The sequence below is a fragment of the Pedobacter psychrotolerans genome (assembly GCF_004340665.1).
GTDB classification, from domain to species: Bacteria; Bacteroidota; Bacteroidia; order Sphingobacteriales; family Sphingobacteriaceae; genus Pedobacter; species Pedobacter psychrotolerans.
Map to the genome: position 1 here is coordinate 39,833 of NZ_SLWO01000005.1, position 20,470 is coordinate 60,302.

Sequence of the window (20,470 nt, forward strand, 5' to 3'; positions counted from 1 at the left end):
TGCCTTTTTAATACAAGCCTATTTTTCATAAGAGTGGATAAATTATGCTGCAGATACACTGATCATGATCAAAATATCATCAATATATTTTCTTTCATTGGCCAAGCGCGGAACTTTATGTTGTCCACCCAATTTATCTTTGGCTTTTAACCAATTATAAAAAGTATTTGCTGGCGCATTATGCACCGTCGGTCTACATAGCGCCATATCTTTAAATCTTTTAGCATCATAATCTGAGTTTACTTCACGCAAGGTATTATCCATTACATCAATAAACTTTTCAAAATCATTGGGCTGTTTATCAAATTCGATAATCCACTCATGTCCGCCTGCTTTTTCTCCTTCAAAGTAAATTGGGCCAGCAGTATAATCTTTAATCTCTGCACCAGTTTCAAGGCATGCCCGGGTTAAAGCTTGTTCGGCATTATCAATAATCACCTCTTCACCAAAGGCATTGATGAAATGTTTGGTACGTCCAGTAATTTTAATCCGATAAGGGGAAAGGGAAGTAAATTGAATGGTATCTCCAATCATGTAACGCCATAAACCTCCGTTGGTGGAAATGATGATGGCGTAATTTTTATGAAGTTCTACTTCACCCAGTAATAAGGCTTTAGGGTTTTCTTCACCAATATTTTCCATTGGAACAAACTCATAGAAAATACCATAATCAAGCATGAGTAGCATTTCATCAGAATTGTCCTGATCCTGAATCCCGAAAAAGCCTTCAGAAGCATTATAAGTTTCCAAATAATACATATCATTAGAAGGAATGAGTTGCTTAAACTGCTCGCGATAGGGTGCAAAATTTACAGCACCGTGAATATAAACTTCGAGGTTGGGCCAAACCTCTAAAAGGTTGTTCTTTCCTGTTAGTTCTAAAACCTTTTTAGCGAGAACAATGGTCCAGGTTGGTACGCCTGAAATACTGGTCACGTTTTCCTGAATGGTGGCTTCAGCCATTCGGTCCATCTTTACCTCATAATTATCCATTAAGGCAATAGACATATCGGGTGTGCGGTAGAACTCGGCCCAGATGGGTAAATTTTTAATTAACACCGCTGATAAATCACCATAAAAACAATCTTCATTGAGCTGATTTACCTGATGACTCCCGCCAAGCACCAAACCTTTACCCGTAAACATTTGATTATCTGGACGGTTATTGCAATAAATGGAAAGCATATCTTTCCCGCCTTTAAAATGGCATTCTTCCAGTGATTCCTTTGAAACAGGTATAAATTTACTTCTATCGCTGGTGGTTCCGGATGATTTAGCGAACCATTTAATATCAGATGGCCATAAAATATTTTGTTCGCCGGCCAGCATTCTTTCTATATAAGGCTTAAGGGTATCGTAATTTTGAATGGGAACACGTTCCTGATATTGTTGAGGGGTGAGAATACTCTTATAATCATACATTTTACCCCATTCTGTATTCTCTGCACTATCAATCAGGTTATGAAACCATTCCTGCTGAACATCATAGGGATATTTCATAAAAAGCTCGATCTGGTGGATCCGCTTTTTCATCAGCCAGGTAAAAATTGAGTTTACAAATGCCATTGTCCGTAATTAAATGTCGAATTTTTTACGCTTCAGTACAAAGTTTGAACCCAGATAAACTTTCCTTACCATCTCATTTTCTGCCAGCACTTCGGGAATACCTTGTTCAAGAATTTTTCCTTCAAAAAGTAAGTATGCCCGATCGGTAATGGAAAGGGTTTCCTGAACATTATGATCGGTAATTAAAATACCAATGTTTTTATGCTTAAGTTTTGCAACAATACTTTGAATTTCTTCTACAGCAATAGGATCTACTCCGGCAAAAGGTTCATCTAAAAGAATAAAACTGGGATTTGCCGCCAGCGCACGGGCAATTTCGGTTCTTCTGCGCTCCCCACCTGATAATAAATCACCTCGGTTTTTACGAACTTTATGTAAACTAAATTCATTGATCAGCTCTTCCAGCTTATCCTTTTGTTCTTCTTTGGAAAGGCTACTCATCTCCAAAATAGCCAAAATATTATCTTCAACAGTAAGCTTTCTAAATACAGATGCTTCCTGAGCTAAATAACCAATGCCCTTTTGCGCCCTGCGGTACATGGCATCTTGCGTAATATCTTCTTCTTCTAAAAAAATCCGACCTTCATTAGGCTTAATTAAACCCACGATCATGTAAAATGAGGTAGTTTTACCAGCACCATTAGGCCCTAGCAAGCCAACAATTTCTCCCTGACTTACACTAAACGAAACATCATTAACAACTGTTCGCTGTTTATATTTTTTAACCAGATTTTCGGCTCTTAATATCATATTTATCTTTATACTCGCCGATTGTCACATTGAGCTTGTCGAAATGTCCTTCGACAGGCTCAGGATGACACCTTTGAAATATTAATTAACTTTTATGCCTTTAACATTAAGTTGCATACGTTTCTTATCTCTCCACACATTTTCTTCAATTGTATAACAAACAGAAAATGGCACCTTTGGTTGTAAAAGATTTTGAAATTCTGCCAATCCAAATGCAATGCATTCAAAAATAGGCGAATTTTGTTGCTTTATGACAATTTTTAAATGATTTGCACCGACAGCCATCGCAGGCCGATCTAAATAAACACCGTGCGAAACGAAAATCGGCGCCATATTTTCTGGTCCGAATGGCCCCATTTGCGCTAAAACTCTAAAGAATTTACCATCAATCTGACTCAATTCAATTTCAGCATCGATCTTAATCATTGGCGTCAGCAATTCTTCTGTGATGGAAGCAGAAACAATTTCTTCAAACTTGTCAGCAAAGGCATCAACATTATGCGCCTGCATGGTTAAACCTGCAGCAAATTTATGACCTCCGAATTGATCCAGGAGATCAGCGCATCCACTCAAAGCTTCGTACAGATCGAACCCAACAACTGAACGGCAGGAACCTGCTACATGTCCGTTGGATTTAGTCAATACAATTGTTGGGCGATAATATTTTTCTGTCAGCCTTGAAGCTACGATTCCAATCACACCTTTATGCCAGTTTTCATTAAATACAACTGTGGTTTTCCGATTGATCAGGTGATCACTACTCCCTATTAAATCTAAAGCTTCACGGGTAATGTCCTGATCATAGGTTTTGCGTTCTGTATTTTTAAGATTAATGGACTCACTTTGTTCCAATGAATTCCCATCTACCTCACAAAGCAGCATCGCGACTGCGTGCTTCGCATGGTCAATTCTTCCGGCAGCATTAATGCGTGGGCCTAAAGTAAATACCACATCAGTAATGGTATAATTTTCTGTTTTTCCCGATACTTCCATTAACGCCCGTAAGCCTTCACATGGATTGGTATTCAGTTTCTTCAATCCATAATAGGCCAGAATTCTGTTCTCACCAACTACCGGAACAATATCTGCAGCAATACTCACCATTACCAAATCCAGGTATCGGAGATAAATATCTTCAGGTAGATGATGCTTTTGTGCATAAGCCTGAGCCAGTTTGAAACCGATTCCGCAGCCTGCTAATTCTTTAAAGGGATATTCACAATCATTTCTTTTTGGATCTAAAACGGCAACAGCTTTAGGAATTTCATCGCCTGGTAAATGGTGATCGCAAATGATAAAATCAATACCAAATGTATTGGCATAGTCTACCTTATCCAGTGATTTAATCCCACAATCCAAGGCAATGATCAATGAAAAACCATTTTCATTTGCATAATCAATTCCGGCGGTAGAAATCCCATATCCTTCCAGGTAACGATCGGGTATATAATATTCAATGTTTTCTGTAAACTGAGAAAAGAAGCTGTAAGCCAGGGCTACAGAGGTTGTTCCGTCTACATCATAATCACCATAGATCAGGATTTTTTCGTGAAGGGATAGGGCCTTTTCAATTCTATGAATAGCTAAATCCATATCCTTCATCAGGAAAGGATCGTGAAGGTGAGTCAGCTCCGGTCTGAAAAAGGATTTCGCCTGATCAAAGTCACAAATGTTTCTTTGTACTAAAATTTGCGCTAATGATCTATCTATATTAAGTTGTTCTGCTATTTTCTTTACCGTGTCATCATTACAATTTGATGTCAGCACCCATCTTTTTTCCATTATATTTGTTTCCGAACAGTAAATATACTTTTTTAATTTAAATCTACATTACCTTGCAAGTTCACACCCTTTTTGAAGGAACCTATTCGGTAGATGCTACCAAAAAATTTATTCCTTTCGATTCAGCTATTCATAGTTTTAAAGACAGACCAGCTTCACTTTTTATCAATGTTCAGCCGTTTTTAGTGGAACTGAAAAATGATCTAATTCTGTTTGATACCGGATTGGGTTTTAGTGATGACCACGGCGAACTGATTTTACATAAAAACATTCGTAATGCTGGCTTTGATCCAACTGATATAACCAAAGTATTAATGTCGCATTTACATTATGACCATTCCGGAGGTATGATTCATAAACAAGAAGATGGGAAAATAGAATTGAGTTTTCCTGATGCGGAATATGTCATTAATCGTGGTGAATGGGAAACTGCATTTAGCAGCACTTCCAGTTCTTACCACACTGATATTTTTGATTTTGTTCAACGCAATGCACAATTGAAATTTGTGGAAGGCGATGGCAATCTGGATGAAACCATTGCCTACGAGTTTACGGGGGCACACTGTCCAAATCATCAGGTTTTTCTATTAACGGAAGGGAATCAGAAAGTGTTTTTTGGTGGTGATGTTTTACCCGAACCGAGTGAACTGATTAAAAATTTTATTGCAAAATATGACTTTGACGGTCGGAAGGCGATGGAATTGCGAAAAGCATTTGGCAAAAGAGCTGCTGCCGACAATTGGGAATGCCTATTTTATCATAGCAAAGAGCAGGCAACGGGATTTATTGACGAATTAGACGGAGGATTTAAGATTAGATAGATTAAAGCAGAAAGACTAAAGCTTAAAGCAAAAACCCATCGGCTATAAATCTCAGTGAAGTAAGTCCTTAAGCATTACCGAAAATACTTTTTGTTTGTAGCAACCTTAAATAAGCTGTCATGCTGAGGCACGAAGCATCTGTTTCATAGGTTGCAGATGCTTCGTGCCTCAACATAACAGAAGCCAAAAAAAATGGTCTCGACAATTTGTCGAGACCATTTACATTTTCCAAAACTGGAATATTATTTTTTAGCTACTAATTTCACACCAATTTCGAAGTTATCATCAATTGCTTTATCGCCGATGCTATCGAAAAATGATTTTGAACCATAACGAATATCATATTTAGTTCTATCAACTAAAATTTTACCAGCTAAAGCAGAAACAGTACCATCAGCATTCACAGCAACTGTAGCTGGGAAGCTTACTGGCTTAGTAATTCCTTTTATGGTTAAGTTCCCTGTTACAGTTAATGCAGCACCAGAACCAGCAACTTTAGTAATTACGAAAGTTGAAGTTGGAAATTTAGCTGTTCCGAAGAAATCATCTGCTTTTAAGTGACCTTCTAATTTAGCGCTACCATCAGCATCTTTGATAGAATTCATATCAATTGTGAAAGTTCCACCAGTTACTTTTTTACCATCAACATTTAAAGTTCCTGATTGTAAAGCAATTGTTCCATTATGAGAACCGGTTACTTTTTTACCAATCCAGGTGATGGTAGATTTTGCCGGATCAACAGTATAAGCTACTGGTTTAACAGGGCTTTTAAAAGCTGACAATGATACAACTGCCACTAATAAAAAGATTGAAGAGATTTTTAATTTCATGTTTGGTTTTTTTAATTGTGATACAAAGATATAATTAAGGCTTATCCTTTATGATTGACCTATGTTAAGTTTTTTCAAAAATAAAAGATTTATTCATAATCATTCTATGGACACCATAATATTGCTATAGTTTAATCAAGTGAGAAGCTTAATTTTTTATAAATGTCTTCAAAGCCAGTTCCGCAATATCTTTAACTACCTGTGTAGGCGAATTACAATCGCAATTACTTAAACCGAGCACATAAATATCCTGGTCAGGAATATATACCCCCATTGTTTTAAATCCAAATACGCTGCCACCATGTTCTCTCGTGGGTATTCCATCAATGTCTTTTAAATGCCAACCGTAACCATAGGTAAATGCTTCGCCATTATTTAATTTGTACCTGGTAAATGCTTTTTTGATGGTTTCTGATTTAAGCAACAGCTGGCCATTTAAGGCATTTTGCCAGAGCAGCATATCATCAACTGTAGACATTAAGGCACCTGATGAAAAAGGAATACTAAAACTAATAGCAGTTTTATTCACATAACCTGATGTTTTCTGCTGATAACCGTAGGCCCGGTCTTTAATGACGGCCACATCAGAGGCATAACGGGAATGCTTCATGCCAATCTTTTCAAAAATATTTTTGTTGATGTAGTTCTCATAGGTATCACCAGAAACCAATTCAATGATATATCCAAGGATTACATACCCTGAATTGTTATATTCAAACTTTTCTCCTGGATTAAAATCCACAGGCTCATTTTTAAAAAAATCGACCATCTGTTTGGGAGACAGGTTTTGTTGTGCAATCTGATTGAGCGATTTCATTTTAGTAAAATCCTTTATGCCCGAAGTGTGCGTAAGTAACTGATGAATGGTAATCTTGTCTCCCATAGGGTAATCTGGAATATAGGTGGAGATGGGTTTTTGCAAATCTATTTTCCCTTGTTCAACCAATATTAAGATGGCTATGGCGGTAAATTGTTTAGTCATTGACCCCAATTGAAATACATTCTGAGTTTGCATTTTAACGCCTAACTCGATATTCGCATGACCAAAGGCTTTTTTATAAATGGGCTTGCCATTTTTAGCGACCATAAATACACCTCCAGGTCCGTTTTTGTCTTTAAAGATTTGGGTTAGCAAGCTATCTACTTTAAATTCAAAATTTTGTGCTTTACTGATGCTAAAAGTTATGACTGTTAAGATTAACAAGGAAAGGATTCTTTTCATTTGATTTTATTTGTAGTATAAGACGACATTTCTTAATCTTGGGTTACAATAGATAATAATATAGTTGATATTGCATTGCTGGAAGCAAAAAATGCAATTGTCATCGGGTGAATATATACCTCACGCCGATATTCATCCGATAACTGAAGAAAAATACTTTAATTTAAAATTGACCAAATGAACAAACAAGTAAAATCAATACGTCCGTTTATTGGCGCTAAAAATTTCGAAACATCTAAAAATTTTTATAAGGATTTAGGATTTGAGGAAGTTACTTTAGGAGATGGGATATCTGTCTTTAAAATGGATAATCTGGCCTTTTATTTGCAAAATGCATATGTAAAAGATTGGGTTGATAACACCATGATCTTTATGGAAGTAGAGAACGTAGAGGAATTCTATAACGAGCTTATTCAACTGGATTTACCAAACAAATATGAAACTGTAAAGTTAAGTTCCATCCGAAATGAAGATTGGGGGAGCGAGTGTTTTCTTCACGATCCATCGGGCATATTATGGCATTTTGGAACGTTTAAATAATTTGGATGATCATCGGATGAATATATACATCATGCCGATATCCACCCAATGACTATCATTAAAGCAAAAAAAATCTGCAAGCTTGATGAAAATAAATTCACAAAACTTGCAGATGATTTATCTAATGAGATTGCTTCGTGCCTAGCAATGACAGTGCAATTTGATTTAAGGAACGATTTCTTCCAAATAACTCTCTACTGGCGGACAAGCGCAAATTAATGAACGGTCGCCATGACTATCATTCACTCGACCAACTGATGGCCAGAACTTACGCTCTAATACGTAAGGTAGTGGAAATGCAGCAGTTTGACGGCTATAAGCATGCTCCCATTCGTCCGCAGTAATCACTGCAACGGTATGAGGTGCATTTTTTAATGGATTATCAACCTTATCGAAAGTTAAGTTCTCAACCTGAGAGATTTCTTTCTTGATAGCAATTAAAGCATCACAAAAACGGTCCAACTCATGTTTAGGCTCAGATTCTGTAGGCTCAACCATTAATGTACCCGCAACCGGAAATGAAACCGTTGGTGCGTGAAAACCATAATCCATTAAACGCTTGGCGATGTCTACCACTTCAATTCCAAAAGCTTTGAATGAACGGCAATCTAAAATCATCTCGTGTGCACAACGACCCTGAGCACCTGAATAAAGTACTGGATAATGCTGTTCTAAACGAGCTTTCATATAATTTGCGTTTAAGATCGCATATTTAGTGGCATTAGTTAATCCTTCAGATCCCATCATGGCAATATAAGCATGAGAGATAATCAAAATTGAAGCTGAGCCCCATGGTGCAGATGATACTGCAGAAATTGATTTTCCTTTATCAATATCAACCACAGCATGACCTGGCAGATAAGGAACTAAATGTTTCGCAACACCAATTGGGCCCATACCAGGACCACCACCACCGTGAGGAATACAGAAGGTTTTGTGCAGGTTTAAGTGACAAACATCGGCACCAATATTAGCCGGACTTGTTAAACCAACCTGTGCATTCATGTTCGCGCCATCCATGTAAACCTGTCCGCCATTGGCGTGAATGGTTTCACAGATTTCGATGATACTTTCTTCAAATACACCGTGTGTTGATGGATAAGTTACCATCAAACATGAAAGGTTTTCTTTATGTAATTCAGCTTTAGCTTTTAAATCTTCAACATCAATGTTTCCATTTTCTAAAGATTTAACCACCACAATTTTCATATCGGCCATTGCTGCAGATGCAGGGTTTGTACCGTGAGCAGACGCTGGAATTAAGGCCACATTACGGTGAAAATCTCCCCGATCATGGTGATAAGCACGAATTACCATCAAACCAGCATACTCTCCTTGAGCACCTGCATTTGGTTGTAAACTCATTGCTGCAAAGCCCGTGATTTCACTTAACCATTTATCCAGTTCATTAAAAACAGAATAGTAACCTAATACCTGATCGGCTGGTGCAAATGGGTGAACGCGACCAAAGTGAGACCAGGTAACTGGAATCATTTCTGCCGTAGCATTTAATTTCATGGTACAGCTACCCAATGCAATCATGGAGTGGCATAGCGATAAATCTTTTGCTTCTAAAGATTTAATATAACGCAACATCTCATGCTCTGAGTGATGTGAATTAAAAATCGGGTGCGTTAAATAAGATGAGGTACGTTGTAAAGCTGAAGGAATAACTGTTTCTACATTATCAACCACTTCCACCTGATCAGCTGCTACGGCCTTAACTTTAGCAAAGATTTTAGCAATTAATGCTACATCGGCAAAAGTAGTGGTTTCATCAACTGAAATGGTAGCGATGTTTCCATCATAATTTAAGTTGATCTCATTATCAATACAACCAGACTGAATACTCCCTTTTAAATCACCTAAATCAAAACGGATCGTATCAAAATAAACAGCATTTAATTGCTCAAAGCCTAAGTTTTTTAATGTTGAAGCCAGGCTAATGGCTAAACCATGTGTGCGTTCTGCAATGGCTTTTAATCCTTTCGGACCATGATAAGCAGCATAGAAACCAGCCATGATAGCTAATAATGCCTGTGCCGTACATATGTTTGAAGTTGCTTTATCCCTACGGATGTGTTGCTCGCGGGTTTGCAAGGCCATACGTAAGGCATAATCACCATGGCTATCAATGGTTACACCAATAATACGACCAGGGATTGAACGTTTGTATTCTTCTTTAGTTGCGAAAAACGCTGCATGTGGTCCACCAAAACCCATCGGAATACCGAAACGTTGTGTTGTTCCTACCACAATATCAGCTCCCCATTCGCCCGGAGGCGTTAATAACGTTAAGCTTAAGATATCAGCAGCAACAGTTAATTTAATATTTTGGTTGTGAAGATCTGAAGCAAAATCTTTGTAATCGAAAACATCACCGTTACCAGCCGGATACTGAACAATTGCACCGAAGAAATCTTCTGTAGCAACAAAATCTAAATGACTTCCGATAACCAATTCAATACCATAAGGATTGGCACGGGTTTTTAAAATATCTATCGTTTGTGCAAAAAGTAATTCTGAAACAAAGAACTTTTTAGCTGCCAGATTTTTACGCGTACTGTATTGCATAAACATCGCCTCCGCCGCAGCCGTGCCTTCATCTAAAAGTGAAGCATTGGCAATTTCCATTCCGGTTAAATCGATCACCATCGTTTGGAAATTTAACAGCGCCTGTAAACGGCCTTGCGCAATTTCTGCCTGGTATGGCGTGTATTGTGTATACCATCCTGGGTTTTCAAAAACATTACGCAAAATTACGCCCGGCGTAATCGTATCATAATAACCCTGACCGATAAAGCTTTTAAAAACCTTATTTAATAATGAAGTTTGTTTTAAAGCACCAAGATATTCAGTTTCTGATTTAGCTGCTGGCAAATTTAAAGGCTGTTTTAACCTAATTGTTGCCGGAACAGTTTGTTCAATCAGCTCATCAATAGAATTTACGCCAATAGTTTGCAACATCTCAGCGGTATCTGCCTCATTTGGTGCAATATGACGATTTTGAAAATCTTCCTTGTAATGGATATTTAAGCTCATGCGGTATGAATAATAAATTTCCCGCAAAGGTAGCAAAAAGGCGACTATTTTTAGGCATGTAAAGACAATATGGATCGTCATATTTTCGTAGTGAAATAATAGACAAAATCCAGGTTTTTAGTAGCTTTGGCAAATAAACACCCATTCTTTTACCTTATGCCAAAACCTCAAAATAATGTTGCCTTACTGGTTCACGCCTGTGATCGGTATGAATTTCTTTATCGAGGTTTTGACATCTTCTTCTCTAAAAACTGGGATTTTAATATTCCATGTAATTACTATTTCGCTACAGAAATTAAGGATGCAACAGTAAATGGCTTTCAGAATATTAAATCAGGAAAAGGAGAATGGGCAGACCGACTCGCAACCTTATTAAAAAGCATGGATGAAGAATATGTACTCTACTTCCAGGAAGACATGTGGTTAAGTAAGCCTGTAAACCCTACATTTTTTAATCAATTATTCAACTTTGCCAGTGAACAAACTTGTCAGCAAATTAAACTGCACAGTTCTGATGTTTACACCACCACCGAAAGTGAGCATTTTATAGAAGGACTTAATATTTCTATAGTAGATAATCAGGCATCAGATTTCCTAATGTCGCACCAGATTACACTTTGGAAAAAAGATTTTCTATTGGCTCAGCTACATAAAAAAGAACATCCCTGGCGAAACGAACGAAAAGGCACCAGGCGCTTAAAAAAATTAAATCCGCTGATTCATCACATTGATTTTTTCTCCGAAAATGGCTCCAATGAAATTAATCAGAATAAAAACACGGTTAAAAGAAGCGAATACTTTGCCGTTTCTTTTAACAGTACTTTAAACCATAATTCGCTTCATTTTATCGATGAATTAAAATCCGGTAACGAAGCAGAGAAGAAATATGCGACGGAATTACAAAATCATTATGATCATGAACTAACACATGATGGTAAACCAAGGCCGAAAAAAACGGATTTATTTAAAAAATTTAAAACCTGGTTTTTGAAGAATAAAAGTTAAGTTTTCAAAATAAAGAACCTTTATAGTTATTCTGCATAAGCTTATTTTTGCACACGCCAACCTTCTTCTTTATCGAGCTTTAACTTATAAGTTTTAGTAATAAAGTTACTATTCTTGTTTGCTTCTTTATCGAACTGTTCAAAATCAGTGGTTATCATTTTTAATGAAACCGTCACCTTTGCTGTACTTGAATTTACTTGTTCGAAATTAACTGGTTTTTCATCAGCTAAAACATAGGTAACGGCTTTAACTGTTGCCCGGTCGGCATCTTGTTTTAATACCAGCGGACTGGCTTTATCCGTTAAATTAATTTGGTAAACAAAACTACTGTCTTTTGAAAGAAATTTCTTTTTCGCCTGCTTTAAATCTAAAGTTACTAAGCCTTTGCTTGCTAACGATTTGTATTTTCCAAGCTCAAACAGATCATTAGTACTGTTAAATTTTATCTCACCGAATTTAAAACGGATAGTTTTATATTCTGGATTGGCTTTTAAATAATCTGTGATCACTTCGCCAGCCTCATCCTGATTGATGGTGACTTTTGTTTTACATCCGGCAAAGCTGATAATGATCAGCGATAATATATAAATGGTAAATTTTTTCATGGTTGTATCATTTGCCTTTAAAGGTATTTAATTTTAGTTTAACCGCAAAGAAAGGAAAGTGTTTCTAAGATGAGCAAAGCTAATTGTTTCAAGTTTAACCACAGAGGGCACGAAGATTTTCACAGAGAAAACAGAGAGCAAGACGGTTAACTGCAAAGAAAGCAAAAACCAACTACACTCCATACCTCGGTGTGCTCGGTGGTTAATAAATCAGTCTGCTAATTTCTACCACAGAGATCACAGAGTTTTTCACAGAGGAAACAAAGAGCAAGACGGTTAACCGCAAAGAAAGCAAAAACCAACTACACTCTATACTTCGATGTGCTCGGTGGTTAATAAATCAATCTGCTAATTTCTACCACAGAGATCACAGAGTTTTTCACAGAGAAAACAGAGAGAAAGACGATTAACCGCAAAGAAAGCAAAAACCAACTACACTCTCTATACTTCGGTGTGTTCTGTGCTTTTTTTCTCTGTGTGCTCGGTGGTTAATAAATCAGTCTGCTAATTTCTACCACAGAGATCACAGAGATCACAGAGTTTTTCACAGAGGAAACAGAGAGAAAGTTGGGTTAAAAACTTATGCCTTCCGTTTCAAATACTTCAAATTTGGCAACACCATCGCCGATAAAATAATCGCTACGCCCACCCAGCGTAAAAATGATACCTGCTCTTGCAATACAAAACCAGCCATCATCACAGCAACAGGCAGTTCTGCAGCACTTAAAATTGAACTTAACGCTGTACCGATTCTGGGCACGCCTTCTGCATAAAATAAGGGTGGAATTACTGTTCCGAATACAGAAATAATTAAACCCCATTTTAATAAGCTGCCACCTAAAGCCCCATTAAATAAAAATGCAGGAGGAAAAATAATAAAAACCAATATACAAGCACCGGTAATCATCAAGGCACTTTTTTTCAATACCGGGTATTCATTGCCAATCCGTCCGCTTAACATTAAAAAGCCTGCATAACAAAGCGCAGCCAATAAGCCAAAACCAATACCTTTAAGGTTTAATTCCGAAATGCTGGTTTCTAACATGCCACTTGCCAGAACTGTTCCACCTAATACCAATAAAATAGCCACAAACTGTAATCCAGATGGCTTTTTCTTAAAGATTATAAATTCCAGCAATATGCTCATCCAGATAAATTGCATCAGTAAAATGATGGCAACAGAATTCGGAACCAGTTTTACACATTGATAATAAAATATGCTTACCAAACCCGTACAGGTTCCTGCGATAACCATTTTCCACCAAGGCGTAATGATTTTAATTTCTTTTGCCTGATATGTTGATGTTCTACTTTGAAAGAAAAATAAAACCCATAAAATCACTGCACCAAAAAATGCTTGTGCACCAGTTACATCACCTAAAGTATAACCTTCATGATAAGCCAGTTTAACAAATGTAGAGAGGATGCCAAAACTACAGGCACCAAAAAAAACAAGGAGAATTCCTTTTAACATTACAATAGTATGAAGTAATTAGTATAAAGTATGAAGACATCACCTCAAAGAAGGCGGGATAAAAACTCCATGCGACAAGAGCTTTGGTCTTTCCACTTTAGTTTTTCAGCTTTTTAAGCAAGTTGTTGTAAATATTTTTGAACGGTGGTTTCCAAACCTAAATAAAGTGCATCACTTATTAAGGCATGACCAATAGAAACCTCTAACAAACCAGGGATACTTTGGGCGAAATAATGCAGGTTATGCAAATCTAAATCGTGACCTGCATTAATGCCAAGGCCTAATTGATTGGCATGATGTGCTGCCGCAATATAATTTACAATCGCTTTTTCTCTATCCGCATAATAATTATGAGCATAAGCTTCTGTGTATAATTCAATTCTATCCGTACCAGTTTCTACAGCACCTTCAACCATTTCTACCACAGGATCTACAAAAATAGAAACCCTGATACCCTCCTTTTGGAACACCGCAACCATTTCTTTTAAATAGGCTTTATGCTTAACGGTATCCCAACCATGGTTGGAAGTAATCTGACCTTCGGCATCAGGTACTAAAGTAACCTGTGCAGGCTTATTGGCCAATACCAGATCCACAAATTTATCTTCACGACAATTACCCTCAATATTAAATTCAGTTGCAATTGCGGCTTTCAGGTCATACACATCCTGGTATCGGATATGACGTTCATCAGGGCGTGGATGCACTGTAATCCCCTGCGCTCCGAAACGTTCACAATCTAATGCAACTTTAACTAAATCAGGATTATTACCCCCACGACTGTTGCGAAGTGTAGCAATTTTATTGATGTTAACCGATAACTTTGTCATGCCTCAAAGATAAGGCTTTGCCGCTGTTAATCGGAAAGCTTAAAGAAATTTGACTTTTTTTTGCTCATATTTGTTCGAATTAAAATGAATTTAAAGGACACAACACTATACAAACTCCTGATCGTTTTACTGGCTTTGGCTAGTATACCGGCCTTATTTGGAAGCGTAATGGAACCCGATGGTGCATTATATGCATCCATGTCAAAAAATATAATTCTATTTCAGGATTGGTTTAACCTTTATGGCCGAGGAGGTGACTGGCTAGACAAGCCACATTTAACTTTCTGGATCACCGCAGCATCTTTCAAGATTTTTGGCATTTCAGCTTTTGCCTATAAACTGCCTTCCTTTCTTTTTGGTTTACTGGGTGCATGGTATCTCTATAAACTGGCCAAAGATATTTACGATGAAAAAACAGGTTTAATTTCTTCCGTGATTTTTTTAAGTGCGCTCCACATCATCACTTCAACCTTCGATGTTCGTGCTGAGATTTACATTACCACTTTTACACTGGCATCCATTTATCATTATTATAAAGCGCATCATGGATCATTCTGGCAGATTATTGCCGGTTCATTTTTTGCTGCATGCGCCATTTTGATTAAAGGAATATTTGTATTGATTCCTGTTTTTGCAGGTTTTATAATTTATTGGTTATTCACCAAACAATATAAACAGTTGTGGCAGCCAAAATGGTGGATTGCAATCGTATTGATTTTCGTTTTCATCACTCCAGAACTTTATTCTCTTTACACGCAGTTTGATTTACATCCTGAAAAAGTTGTCTTCAATAGAACAGGTGTTTCCGGTTTAAAATTTTTCTTTTGGGATAGCCAGTTTGGTCGCTTTTTTAACAATGGCCCCATTAAAGGAAAAGGCGATATTTCGTTCTTTCTCCATACCACACTTTGGGCTTTTTTACCTTGGTCAATATTATTCTATACGGCCGTTATCAATCTTTTTAAGAAAAAAAACCGAATTAACTTAGCACCTGAAAGCATCATGATTTGGGCCAGTGCTGCGGTAACTTTTTTAATATTTTCACTTTCGAAATTTCAGCTACCACATTACATATTAATTATCTTCCCGCAGTTTTCCATCATAACCGCACTCTATTTGAGAAAGCTGGAAGGCAGAAGCCTGAAGATTTTCTTCAATGTGCAAAATGCATTAGCCATCTTAGTTTTCTTATTGCTTTCTGTATTGAGTATAATATACGGATTTGATTACCCTTATATAATGATTGGAATGCTACTGGTAGTGTTAGCGAGCGCTTTCATTTTCTTTAAAGGAATTAAGCTCGAAACCATTATGGCCAGAAGTGTATTTATATCGGTCGGCTTAATGCTATTCCTTTTTATATTCTTCTACCCGGCAATAATGAAATACCAGTCTGGAGGCATTGCCGGTGAATGGTTAAAGAAAAATTATCCTGCTGCAAAACCTGCCGTTTTAAATTATATTGATGCTTTTTCTTTTGATTTTTACGCACCAGGCGAAGTAAAATACCTGCACAATTCCAGCGATTTAGATAAAATAAAAAACACCAAAAATCTGGTGATTTATATTTCTGAAAATGAGCTTAATAAATTGAAAAATGAATACAATGCAGAGGTGTTAAAATCGTTTGAATATTTTCACATCACCAAATTAACGAGTAAGTTTTTAAATGCTAAAACCCGCCCACAGGTTTTGGAACATTTCTATTTGGTTAAACTGCATTAATATGGAGGTATTCTTTCGCATTATTAAATTCGGACTAACAGGCTTACTTGGGATGGCCATTGATTTTGGTGCCACCTGGCTTTTTAAGGAAAAAATCAAAGTAAATAAGTATGTTGCAAATGCCATTGGTTTTAGCCTGGCGGTAACCAATAATTATTTAATTAACCGGGTTTGGACCTTTCAAAGCACGAATGTACACTGGGGAACTGAGTTCAGTAAATTCTTGATAGTGAGCTTAATTGGACTAGGCTTAAATACATTTATTATTTACCTTTTTCATCAAAGAAAAAATGGAACAAATTTTTATGTGGCAAAATTCTTCGCAATCGTAATTGTATTTGTGTGGAATTTTCTGGCCAATATGCTATTTACTTTCAAGTAACGTTTTTACCAATAAAATAAAAAACCACAAGCCAAATCAATCCCTTAATCAGGAAGAATAAAAACCCGACCAAGCCTACTCGCTTAAACCATAATTTTACCTTTTCTTTGTTCATGACCTCTTTGGTAAAGATAAAATTTTTAGACTAAATTAGAAAGATTTTAAATAAGGAATGATGAAATTATCCAGATCTCAATATGTTGGTTTTATGATGATGCTATTATTTAATTTAAATAGCTTCGGACAGAATTTTGATCAGATTAAACAGTATAAAACTAACTTTTCAATTGCGATTAAAGGCACCGAAAAGCTCATTGCCATCAGAAGTTTCGTTAATAATAATCAGAAATATTTATTACTGGTAAATCCAGAAACATTGGATACTAAAGTTGATCTATTCAGCAATTATAGCACAGGTAGTTTAAAATGGCCTAAAGTAATGGCAACTTTCGAGAATAGTCCTTACGTAAAAGCCTTACAATCTGCAGCTGCAAAAGATTTACAATTGCAAAATGCAGGTATAGACCATGCCATTCCTCAGGAAAAGGGTATTGCACTTACCATTGACCTTTGTCCGTCGCATAAAAATTTAGATCGCATTATCTTTCAATCGGTTTTTGACGAATTCAAAAAAATAGAACAACCTGCCCCTGTAGCCATTTCCGTGTCGGGTAAATGGATGTTAAAACATCAGGATGATTTGAATTGGTTGAAAGGTTTAGTGCAAAAAAATGAGCTGAATATTACCTGGGTAAACCACTCTTATCATCACGAAGTGAATAACCTGCCCTTAAAGGAAAATTTCTTACTGGCTCCTGGAACCAATCTAGATGTTGAGGTAATGGAAAATGAAAAACTCATGTTGAAAAATGGATTAATACCTTCAGTGTTTTTCAGGTTCCCGGGCCTGGTCTCCAATCAAAGTATCGTAGGTAAAGTTGAGGCTTATGGTTTAATTCCAATTGGTAGCGATGCCTGGCTAGCAAAAGGACAAACACCCAATGCAGGGAGTATCGTCCTGATTCATGGAAATGGCAATGAAGAAATTGGGGTGAAAGATTTCATTCAATTGCTCAAAAACAAACAAGTTGACGTAAAAAATAAACAATGGTTATTATTTGATTTAAGGCAGGGCTTAGAAAAAGAGTTTGATCAATAACCTCCTTTATTTATGAAAGGTATCTACATATAAATCTTCCACCTTTTTACGGGCCCAAGGCATTCTTCTTAAGAAATTTAAACTCGATTTGATACTTTGATTATTGGTGAAACAATCAATCCTGATTAAAGAACCGAGTTTTTCCCAACCATAATGAAACTGTAAGTCAGTTACAATTTTTTCTAAAGTGATGCCATGTAAAGGATTGTTCTTTTGCGTTTCTGCCATAGCACAAAGGTAAATGATTTATCCTTTAATTACAGCTAGATAACACTAATCAAAAGACAAACTGATAAATGAAAAGCTAACCACTCCCTTCCCCTCATAGTTGTATAATATTAAACCTTTGGTTGGTGTTATCACCAATCAACCTTGCAAGTCAGCATTATAGACATCTTTAGCTGATCGGTGATAACACCAACTAGAAGAAGAAAAATCCCCTATCCGCCTAGCGGCACCTTTCCCCTGAAAGGGAAAGGGCGAAAGAAAATAAAACCTTTGTAATTAGAAAAGTTCAGAACTACGAACTACTATAAACCTTTGGTTGGTGTTATCACCAATCAACCTCACAAGTCAGCATTATAGGTATTTTAGCTGGTCGGTGATAACACCAACCAGAAGAAGAATAAAAACAGTATCTTAGATAATGTCATCAGGGATTGAATTTTTTACAGCCACTTGCTTAAACTGGCAAAATCTGCTCTTAGAAAAAAGGCATAAGGAGATAGTTCTAGATAGCTTAAAATTTCTTGTTAAGGAAAATAGAATATGGCTTTACGGATATGTTATCATGCCAAATCATATTCACATACTTTGGTCTAAGCAAGATGAATGGATAGAAAAAAGTATACAACAGCAATTCTTAAAATATACAGCCCAACAAATAAAATTCAATCTTATCGCAAATTTTCCAGAACAGCTTAGAAATTATAAAAGTACACAAGCAGATAGGCAGTATCATTTCTGGGAAAGGAGGCCATACAATGCAACAATATTAACGAGAGAAATTTTTGAACAAAAGTTAGAGTATGTTCATTATAATCCAGTAAAAAAAGGACTTTGCTTGGAAAGCCATGATTATGAGTACTCTTCTGCAAGATTTTATTTAATGAATCAGAAGAATGAAATTATCACACATTACATGGAACATATTTAACCCTTTGGTTGGTGTTATCACCAATCAACCTCGCAAGTCAGCATTATAGGTATTTTAGCTGGTCGGTGATAACACCAACCAGAAGAAGAATAAAACCTTTGTAATTAGAAAAGTTCAGAACTACGAATTACTATTTCAGACCTCGGAACTGAAAGTTTAGAACTATTAACTGACACTTTAAAACTATCATCAGAAAGTTCAGAACGACTAACTGATGGTTCAGAACTACCGTCAGAAAGTTTGGAACTATCATCGGAAAGTATAGAACTATGAACTGAAAGTTTAGAATTATTAACGGCAAGTACTGAACTACCGTCGGAAAGTTTAGAACTATGAACTGAAAATAAAAAATGGAAAGAAAAAAAGCCTCTATCCGCCTGGCAGCTCCTTTTCCCTGAAAGGAGAAGGGCGAGAGAAAATTAACCCTTTGGTTGGCTTTATCATCAACAAACCTCCTGTCCACTCATAGCTGTAAAATTAGTAGCTGGCACACTAATAACACCAATCAGACAGAAATTCTTAAGAATTATATTGTGCCATCCAAACGTTTGCACCACCACAGCTTTGATCATTAATCTGATGTTTGAGTACTTTAAAATTGTTGCCCAATAAAAGCGCTTCATAACTGGATGTATCTAATGATGCATGATATAAGTCCTCACCACCTATAAAGCCCCAGGCCTCGCCGTTTTCCGTTCCTGAAGTAAATAATAAAATACCTCTATCATGAAGATGATCTGCAAAAACACTAAACATATCCGGCTGATCTGCTGTAGGCAAATGAAAGAAACTGTGCCAGGCAATAATGGCATTAAACTTTCTACCCAATTTAAGTTTTCGCATATCTTCGAGTATAAAATTTTCTTCAGGGAAATTTTCTCTTGCCAGTTCAAGCATTTTATCACTGGCATCTACACCTGTTACCTTCAACCCTGACTGGAGCAAATATTCCATCATTGGTTTACCATTTCCGCAGCCTAAATCTAAAACTTCAGCCTCTGAAGGTAGAAACGTCATCGGTTCATCCAAATAATTCTTTTCTCCTATCGCATGAGATCGATTTTTTGAATACCAATCTGCAATCTGATCATAAACTTTATAAACGTTTTTTCGTTCGGCAGATTTATCCATTATTTAAAAACTAACAGCAACTGCATCAATTTCAATTAACATTCCTTCCAATGCTAACCTTCCCACCGGAATCAGGGTATTCACCGGAAATTTTAGGTCGGCCCATATTTTAGTTGATTCTTCTATCAGGATCTGATGTTTTTCATCATCATAACCTACTAAAAGCGTAGTCAGTTTTGCAATATGATGCATTGTTAATCCCTTACTGGCTAGTGCAATGGCAATATTTTCAAACACAATCTTTACCTGTGTTCTAAAATCGTTAATCAAAATCCCATCCATTCTGCTTCCCCCCTGTCCAGCTACAAAAACCAATAAATCTTTTGCTGATACGGTGGCCACATGCGAATAAGCATGTGGACGGGGATCATATATTCCAGCCGGGTTGGTAATTTCTAAAGCATGTTCTTCCATAATCACAATATTTAAAACACGAAAATATTCATTTAT

At 36.7% G+C, this 20,470-nt stretch carries 19 protein-coding genes; 7 read left to right on the forward strand and 12 right to left on the reverse strand.

Features of this window, described 5'->3' with window-relative positions; genetic code table 11:
- Window positions 1-42: 42 nt before the first annotated feature.
- From EV200_RS13305 to recJ, 3 genes are all read right to left on the reverse strand, one after another.
- Complete coding sequence (locus tag EV200_RS13305) at window positions 43-1,566, reverse strand: GH3 auxin-responsive promoter family protein (RefSeq protein WP_132533408.1); 1,524 nt, start codon at window positions 1,564-1,566, stop codon at window positions 43-45.
- A gap of 9 nt (window positions 1,567-1,575) precedes the next feature.
- The gene (gene lptB / locus EV200_RS13310; RefSeq protein ID WP_029286454.1) at window positions 1,576-2,316 is read right to left on the reverse strand and encodes an LPS export ABC transporter ATP-binding protein; all 741 of its coding nucleotides are present in this window, start codon (window positions 2,314-2,316) and stop codon (window positions 1,576-1,578) included.
- 81 nt (window positions 2,317-2,397) lie between these two features.
- Window positions 2,398-4,098 (reverse strand): single-stranded-DNA-specific exonuclease RecJ, encoded by a 1,701-nt coding sequence (recJ, locus tag EV200_RS13315; protein ID WP_132533410.1) that lies wholly within the window; start codon window positions 4,096-4,098, stop codon window positions 2,398-2,400.
- Window positions 4,099-4,151: 53 nt separating this feature from the next.
- On the opposite strand from recJ, the gene EV200_RS13320 reads away from it, so the two are divergent.
- On the forward strand, window positions 4,152-4,919 hold the full coding sequence (locus tag EV200_RS13320; RefSeq protein ID WP_132533413.1) for an MBL fold metallo-hydrolase: 768 nt from the start codon (window positions 4,152-4,154) through the stop codon (window positions 4,917-4,919).
- Window positions 4,920-5,161: 242 nt separating this feature from the next.
- Here EV200_RS13320 and EV200_RS13325 read toward each other — a convergent pair whose 3' ends face one another.
- Both EV200_RS13325 and EV200_RS13330 read right to left on the reverse strand, forming a co-directional pair.
- Window positions 5,162-5,749, reverse strand: coding sequence for a YceI family protein (locus EV200_RS13325; protein ID WP_132533415.1), 588 nt, complete (start codon window positions 5,747-5,749; stop codon window positions 5,162-5,164).
- Window positions 5,750-5,897: 148 nt separating this feature from the next.
- Window positions 5,898-6,971 (reverse strand): serine hydrolase domain-containing protein, encoded by a 1,074-nt coding sequence (locus EV200_RS13330; RefSeq protein WP_132533417.1) that lies wholly within the window; start codon window positions 6,969-6,971, stop codon window positions 5,898-5,900.
- A gap of 177 nt (window positions 6,972-7,148) precedes the next feature.
- Between EV200_RS13330 and EV200_RS13335 the strand changes: the two genes are divergently transcribed.
- Window positions 7,149-7,511: a VOC family protein gene (locus tag EV200_RS13335; protein WP_132533419.1), complete on the forward strand. Its 363-nt coding sequence runs from the start codon at window positions 7,149-7,151 to the stop codon at window positions 7,509-7,511.
- A 165-nt stretch (window positions 7,512-7,676) separates the two neighbouring features.
- Here EV200_RS13335 and gcvP read toward each other — a convergent pair whose 3' ends face one another.
- Window positions 7,677-10,553 carry an aminomethyl-transferring glycine dehydrogenase gene (gene gcvP / locus EV200_RS13340; RefSeq protein ID WP_132533421.1) on the reverse strand — a complete coding sequence of 959 codons (2,877 nt, stop codon included), beginning with the start codon at window positions 10,551-10,553 and terminating at the stop codon, window positions 7,677-7,679.
- Between the two features lie 156 nt (window positions 10,554-10,709).
- On the opposite strand from gcvP, the gene EV200_RS13345 reads away from it, so the two are divergent.
- Window positions 10,710-11,558 carry a hypothetical protein gene (locus tag EV200_RS13345; RefSeq protein WP_132533423.1) on the forward strand — a complete coding sequence of 283 codons (849 nt, stop codon included), beginning with the start codon at window positions 10,710-10,712 and terminating at the stop codon, window positions 11,556-11,558.
- 41 nt (window positions 11,559-11,599) lie between these two features.
- Here the strand turns inward: EV200_RS13345 and EV200_RS13350 are convergent, their stop codons facing one another.
- From EV200_RS13350 to EV200_RS13360, 3 genes are all read right to left on the reverse strand, one after another.
- Window positions 11,600-12,163 (reverse strand): hypothetical protein, encoded by a 564-nt coding sequence (locus tag EV200_RS13350; protein ID WP_132533425.1) that lies wholly within the window; start codon window positions 12,161-12,163, stop codon window positions 11,600-11,602.
- 580 nt (window positions 12,164-12,743) lie between these two features.
- Window positions 12,744-13,637 carry an EamA family transporter gene (locus tag EV200_RS13355; RefSeq protein ID WP_132533428.1) on the reverse strand — a complete coding sequence of 298 codons (894 nt, stop codon included), beginning with the start codon at window positions 13,635-13,637 and terminating at the stop codon, window positions 12,744-12,746.
- Between the two features lie 113 nt (window positions 13,638-13,750).
- Window positions 13,751-14,467, reverse strand: a complete 717-nt coding sequence (locus EV200_RS13360; RefSeq protein WP_132533430.1) for a pyridoxine 5'-phosphate synthase — start codon at window positions 14,465-14,467, stop codon at window positions 13,751-13,753.
- Between the two features lie 84 nt (window positions 14,468-14,551).
- Between EV200_RS13360 and EV200_RS13365 the strand changes: the two genes are divergently transcribed.
- The 3 genes from EV200_RS13365 (at window position 14,552) to EV200_RS13375 (ending at window position 17,733) form a co-directional block, all read left to right on the forward strand.
- A complete protein-coding gene (locus EV200_RS13365) occupies window positions 14,552-16,192 on the forward strand; it encodes an ArnT family glycosyltransferase (protein WP_132533432.1) in 1,641 nt (546 codons plus the stop codon).
- A 1-nt stretch (window position 16,193) separates the two neighbouring features.
- Window positions 16,194-16,574, forward strand: a complete 381-nt coding sequence (locus EV200_RS13370) for a GtrA family protein (RefSeq protein ID WP_132533434.1) — start codon at window positions 16,194-16,196, stop codon at window positions 16,572-16,574.
- A gap of 172 nt (window positions 16,575-16,746) precedes the next feature.
- Complete coding sequence (locus tag EV200_RS13375) at window positions 16,747-17,733, forward strand: polysaccharide deacetylase family protein (protein ID WP_229676830.1); 987 nt, start codon at window positions 16,747-16,749, stop codon at window positions 17,731-17,733.
- A gap of 6 nt (window positions 17,734-17,739) precedes the next feature.
- On the opposite strand, the gene EV200_RS13380 is transcribed toward EV200_RS13375, so the two are convergent.
- The gene (locus EV200_RS13380) at window positions 17,740-17,961 is read right to left on the reverse strand and encodes a VF530 family protein (RefSeq protein ID WP_132533436.1); all 222 of its coding nucleotides are present in this window, start codon (window positions 17,959-17,961) and stop codon (window positions 17,740-17,742) included.
- Between the two features lie 418 nt (window positions 17,962-18,379).
- Here EV200_RS13380 and EV200_RS13385 point away from each other — a divergent pair, with 418 nt between their 5' ends.
- Entirely contained in the window at window positions 18,380-18,889 is a 510-nt protein-coding gene (locus EV200_RS13385) for an REP-associated tyrosine transposase (protein ID WP_132533438.1), read from the forward strand.
- A gap of 519 nt (window positions 18,890-19,408) precedes the next feature.
- Here EV200_RS13385 and EV200_RS13390 read toward each other — a convergent pair.
- Window positions 19,409-20,020 carry a class I SAM-dependent methyltransferase gene (locus EV200_RS13390; protein WP_132533440.1) on the reverse strand — a complete coding sequence of 204 codons (612 nt, stop codon included), beginning with the start codon at window positions 20,018-20,020 and terminating at the stop codon, window positions 19,409-19,411.
- Window positions 20,021-20,023: 3 nt separating this feature from the next.
- Window positions 20,024-20,434: a RidA family protein gene (locus tag EV200_RS13395; protein WP_132533442.1), complete on the reverse strand. Its 411-nt coding sequence runs from the start codon at window positions 20,432-20,434 to the stop codon at window positions 20,024-20,026.
- Window positions 20,435-20,470 lie beyond the last annotated feature (36 nt).

Coding starts and splice junctions, on each gene's coding strand:
- EV200_RS13305 (WP_132533408.1), bottom strand. CDS start 1,566: ATGGCATTTGTAAACTCAATTTTTACCTGGCTGATGAAAAAGCGGATC.
- lptB (WP_029286454.1), bottom strand. CDS start 2,316: ATGATATTAAGAGCCGAAAATCTGGTTAAAAAATATAAACAGCGAACA.
- recJ (WP_132533410.1), bottom strand. CDS start 4,098: ATGGAAAAAAGATGGGTGCTGACATCAAATTGTAATGATGACACGGTA.
- EV200_RS13325 (WP_132533415.1), bottom strand. CDS start 5,749: ATGAAATTAAAAATCTCTTCAATCTTTTTATTAGTGGCAGTTGTATCA.
- EV200_RS13330 (WP_132533417.1), bottom strand. CDS start 6,971: ATGAAAAGAATCCTTTCCTTGTTAATCTTAACAGTCATAACTTTTAGC.
- EV200_RS13335 (WP_132533419.1), top strand. CDS start 7,149: ATGAACAAACAAGTAAAATCAATACGTCCGTTTATTGGCGCTAAAAAT.
- gcvP (WP_132533421.1), bottom strand. CDS start 10,553: ATGAGCTTAAATATCCATTACAAGGAAGATTTTCAAAATCGTCATATT.
- EV200_RS13345 (WP_132533423.1), top strand. CDS start 10,710: ATGCCAAAACCTCAAAATAATGTTGCCTTACTGGTTCACGCCTGTGAT.
- EV200_RS13350 (WP_132533425.1), bottom strand. CDS start 12,163: ATGAAAAAATTTACCATTTATATATTATCGCTGATCATTATCAGCTTT.
- EV200_RS13355 (WP_132533428.1), bottom strand. CDS start 13,637: ATGTTAAAAGGAATTCTCCTTGTTTTTTTTGGTGCCTGTAGTTTTGGC.
- EV200_RS13360 (WP_132533430.1), bottom strand. CDS start 14,467: ATGACAAAGTTATCGGTTAACATCAATAAAATTGCTACACTTCGCAAC.
- EV200_RS13365 (WP_132533432.1), top strand. CDS start 14,552: ATGAATTTAAAGGACACAACACTATACAAACTCCTGATCGTTTTACTG.
- EV200_RS13370 (WP_132533434.1), top strand. CDS start 16,194: ATGGAGGTATTCTTTCGCATTATTAAATTCGGACTAACAGGCTTACTT.
- EV200_RS13375 (WP_229676830.1), top strand. CDS start 16,747: ATGATGAAATTATCCAGATCTCAATATGTTGGTTTTATGATGATGCTA.
- EV200_RS13380 (WP_132533436.1), bottom strand. CDS start 17,961: ATGGCAGAAACGCAAAAGAACAATCCTTTACATGGCATCACTTTAGAA.
- EV200_RS13385 (WP_132533438.1), top strand. CDS start 18,380: ATGTCATCAGGGATTGAATTTTTTACAGCCACTTGCTTAAACTGGCAA.
- EV200_RS13390 (WP_132533440.1), bottom strand. CDS start 20,020: ATGGATAAATCTGCCGAACGAAAAAACGTTTATAAAGTTTATGATCAG.
- EV200_RS13395 (WP_132533442.1), bottom strand. CDS start 20,434: ATGGAAGAACATGCTTTAGAAATTACCAACCCGGCTGGAATATATGAT.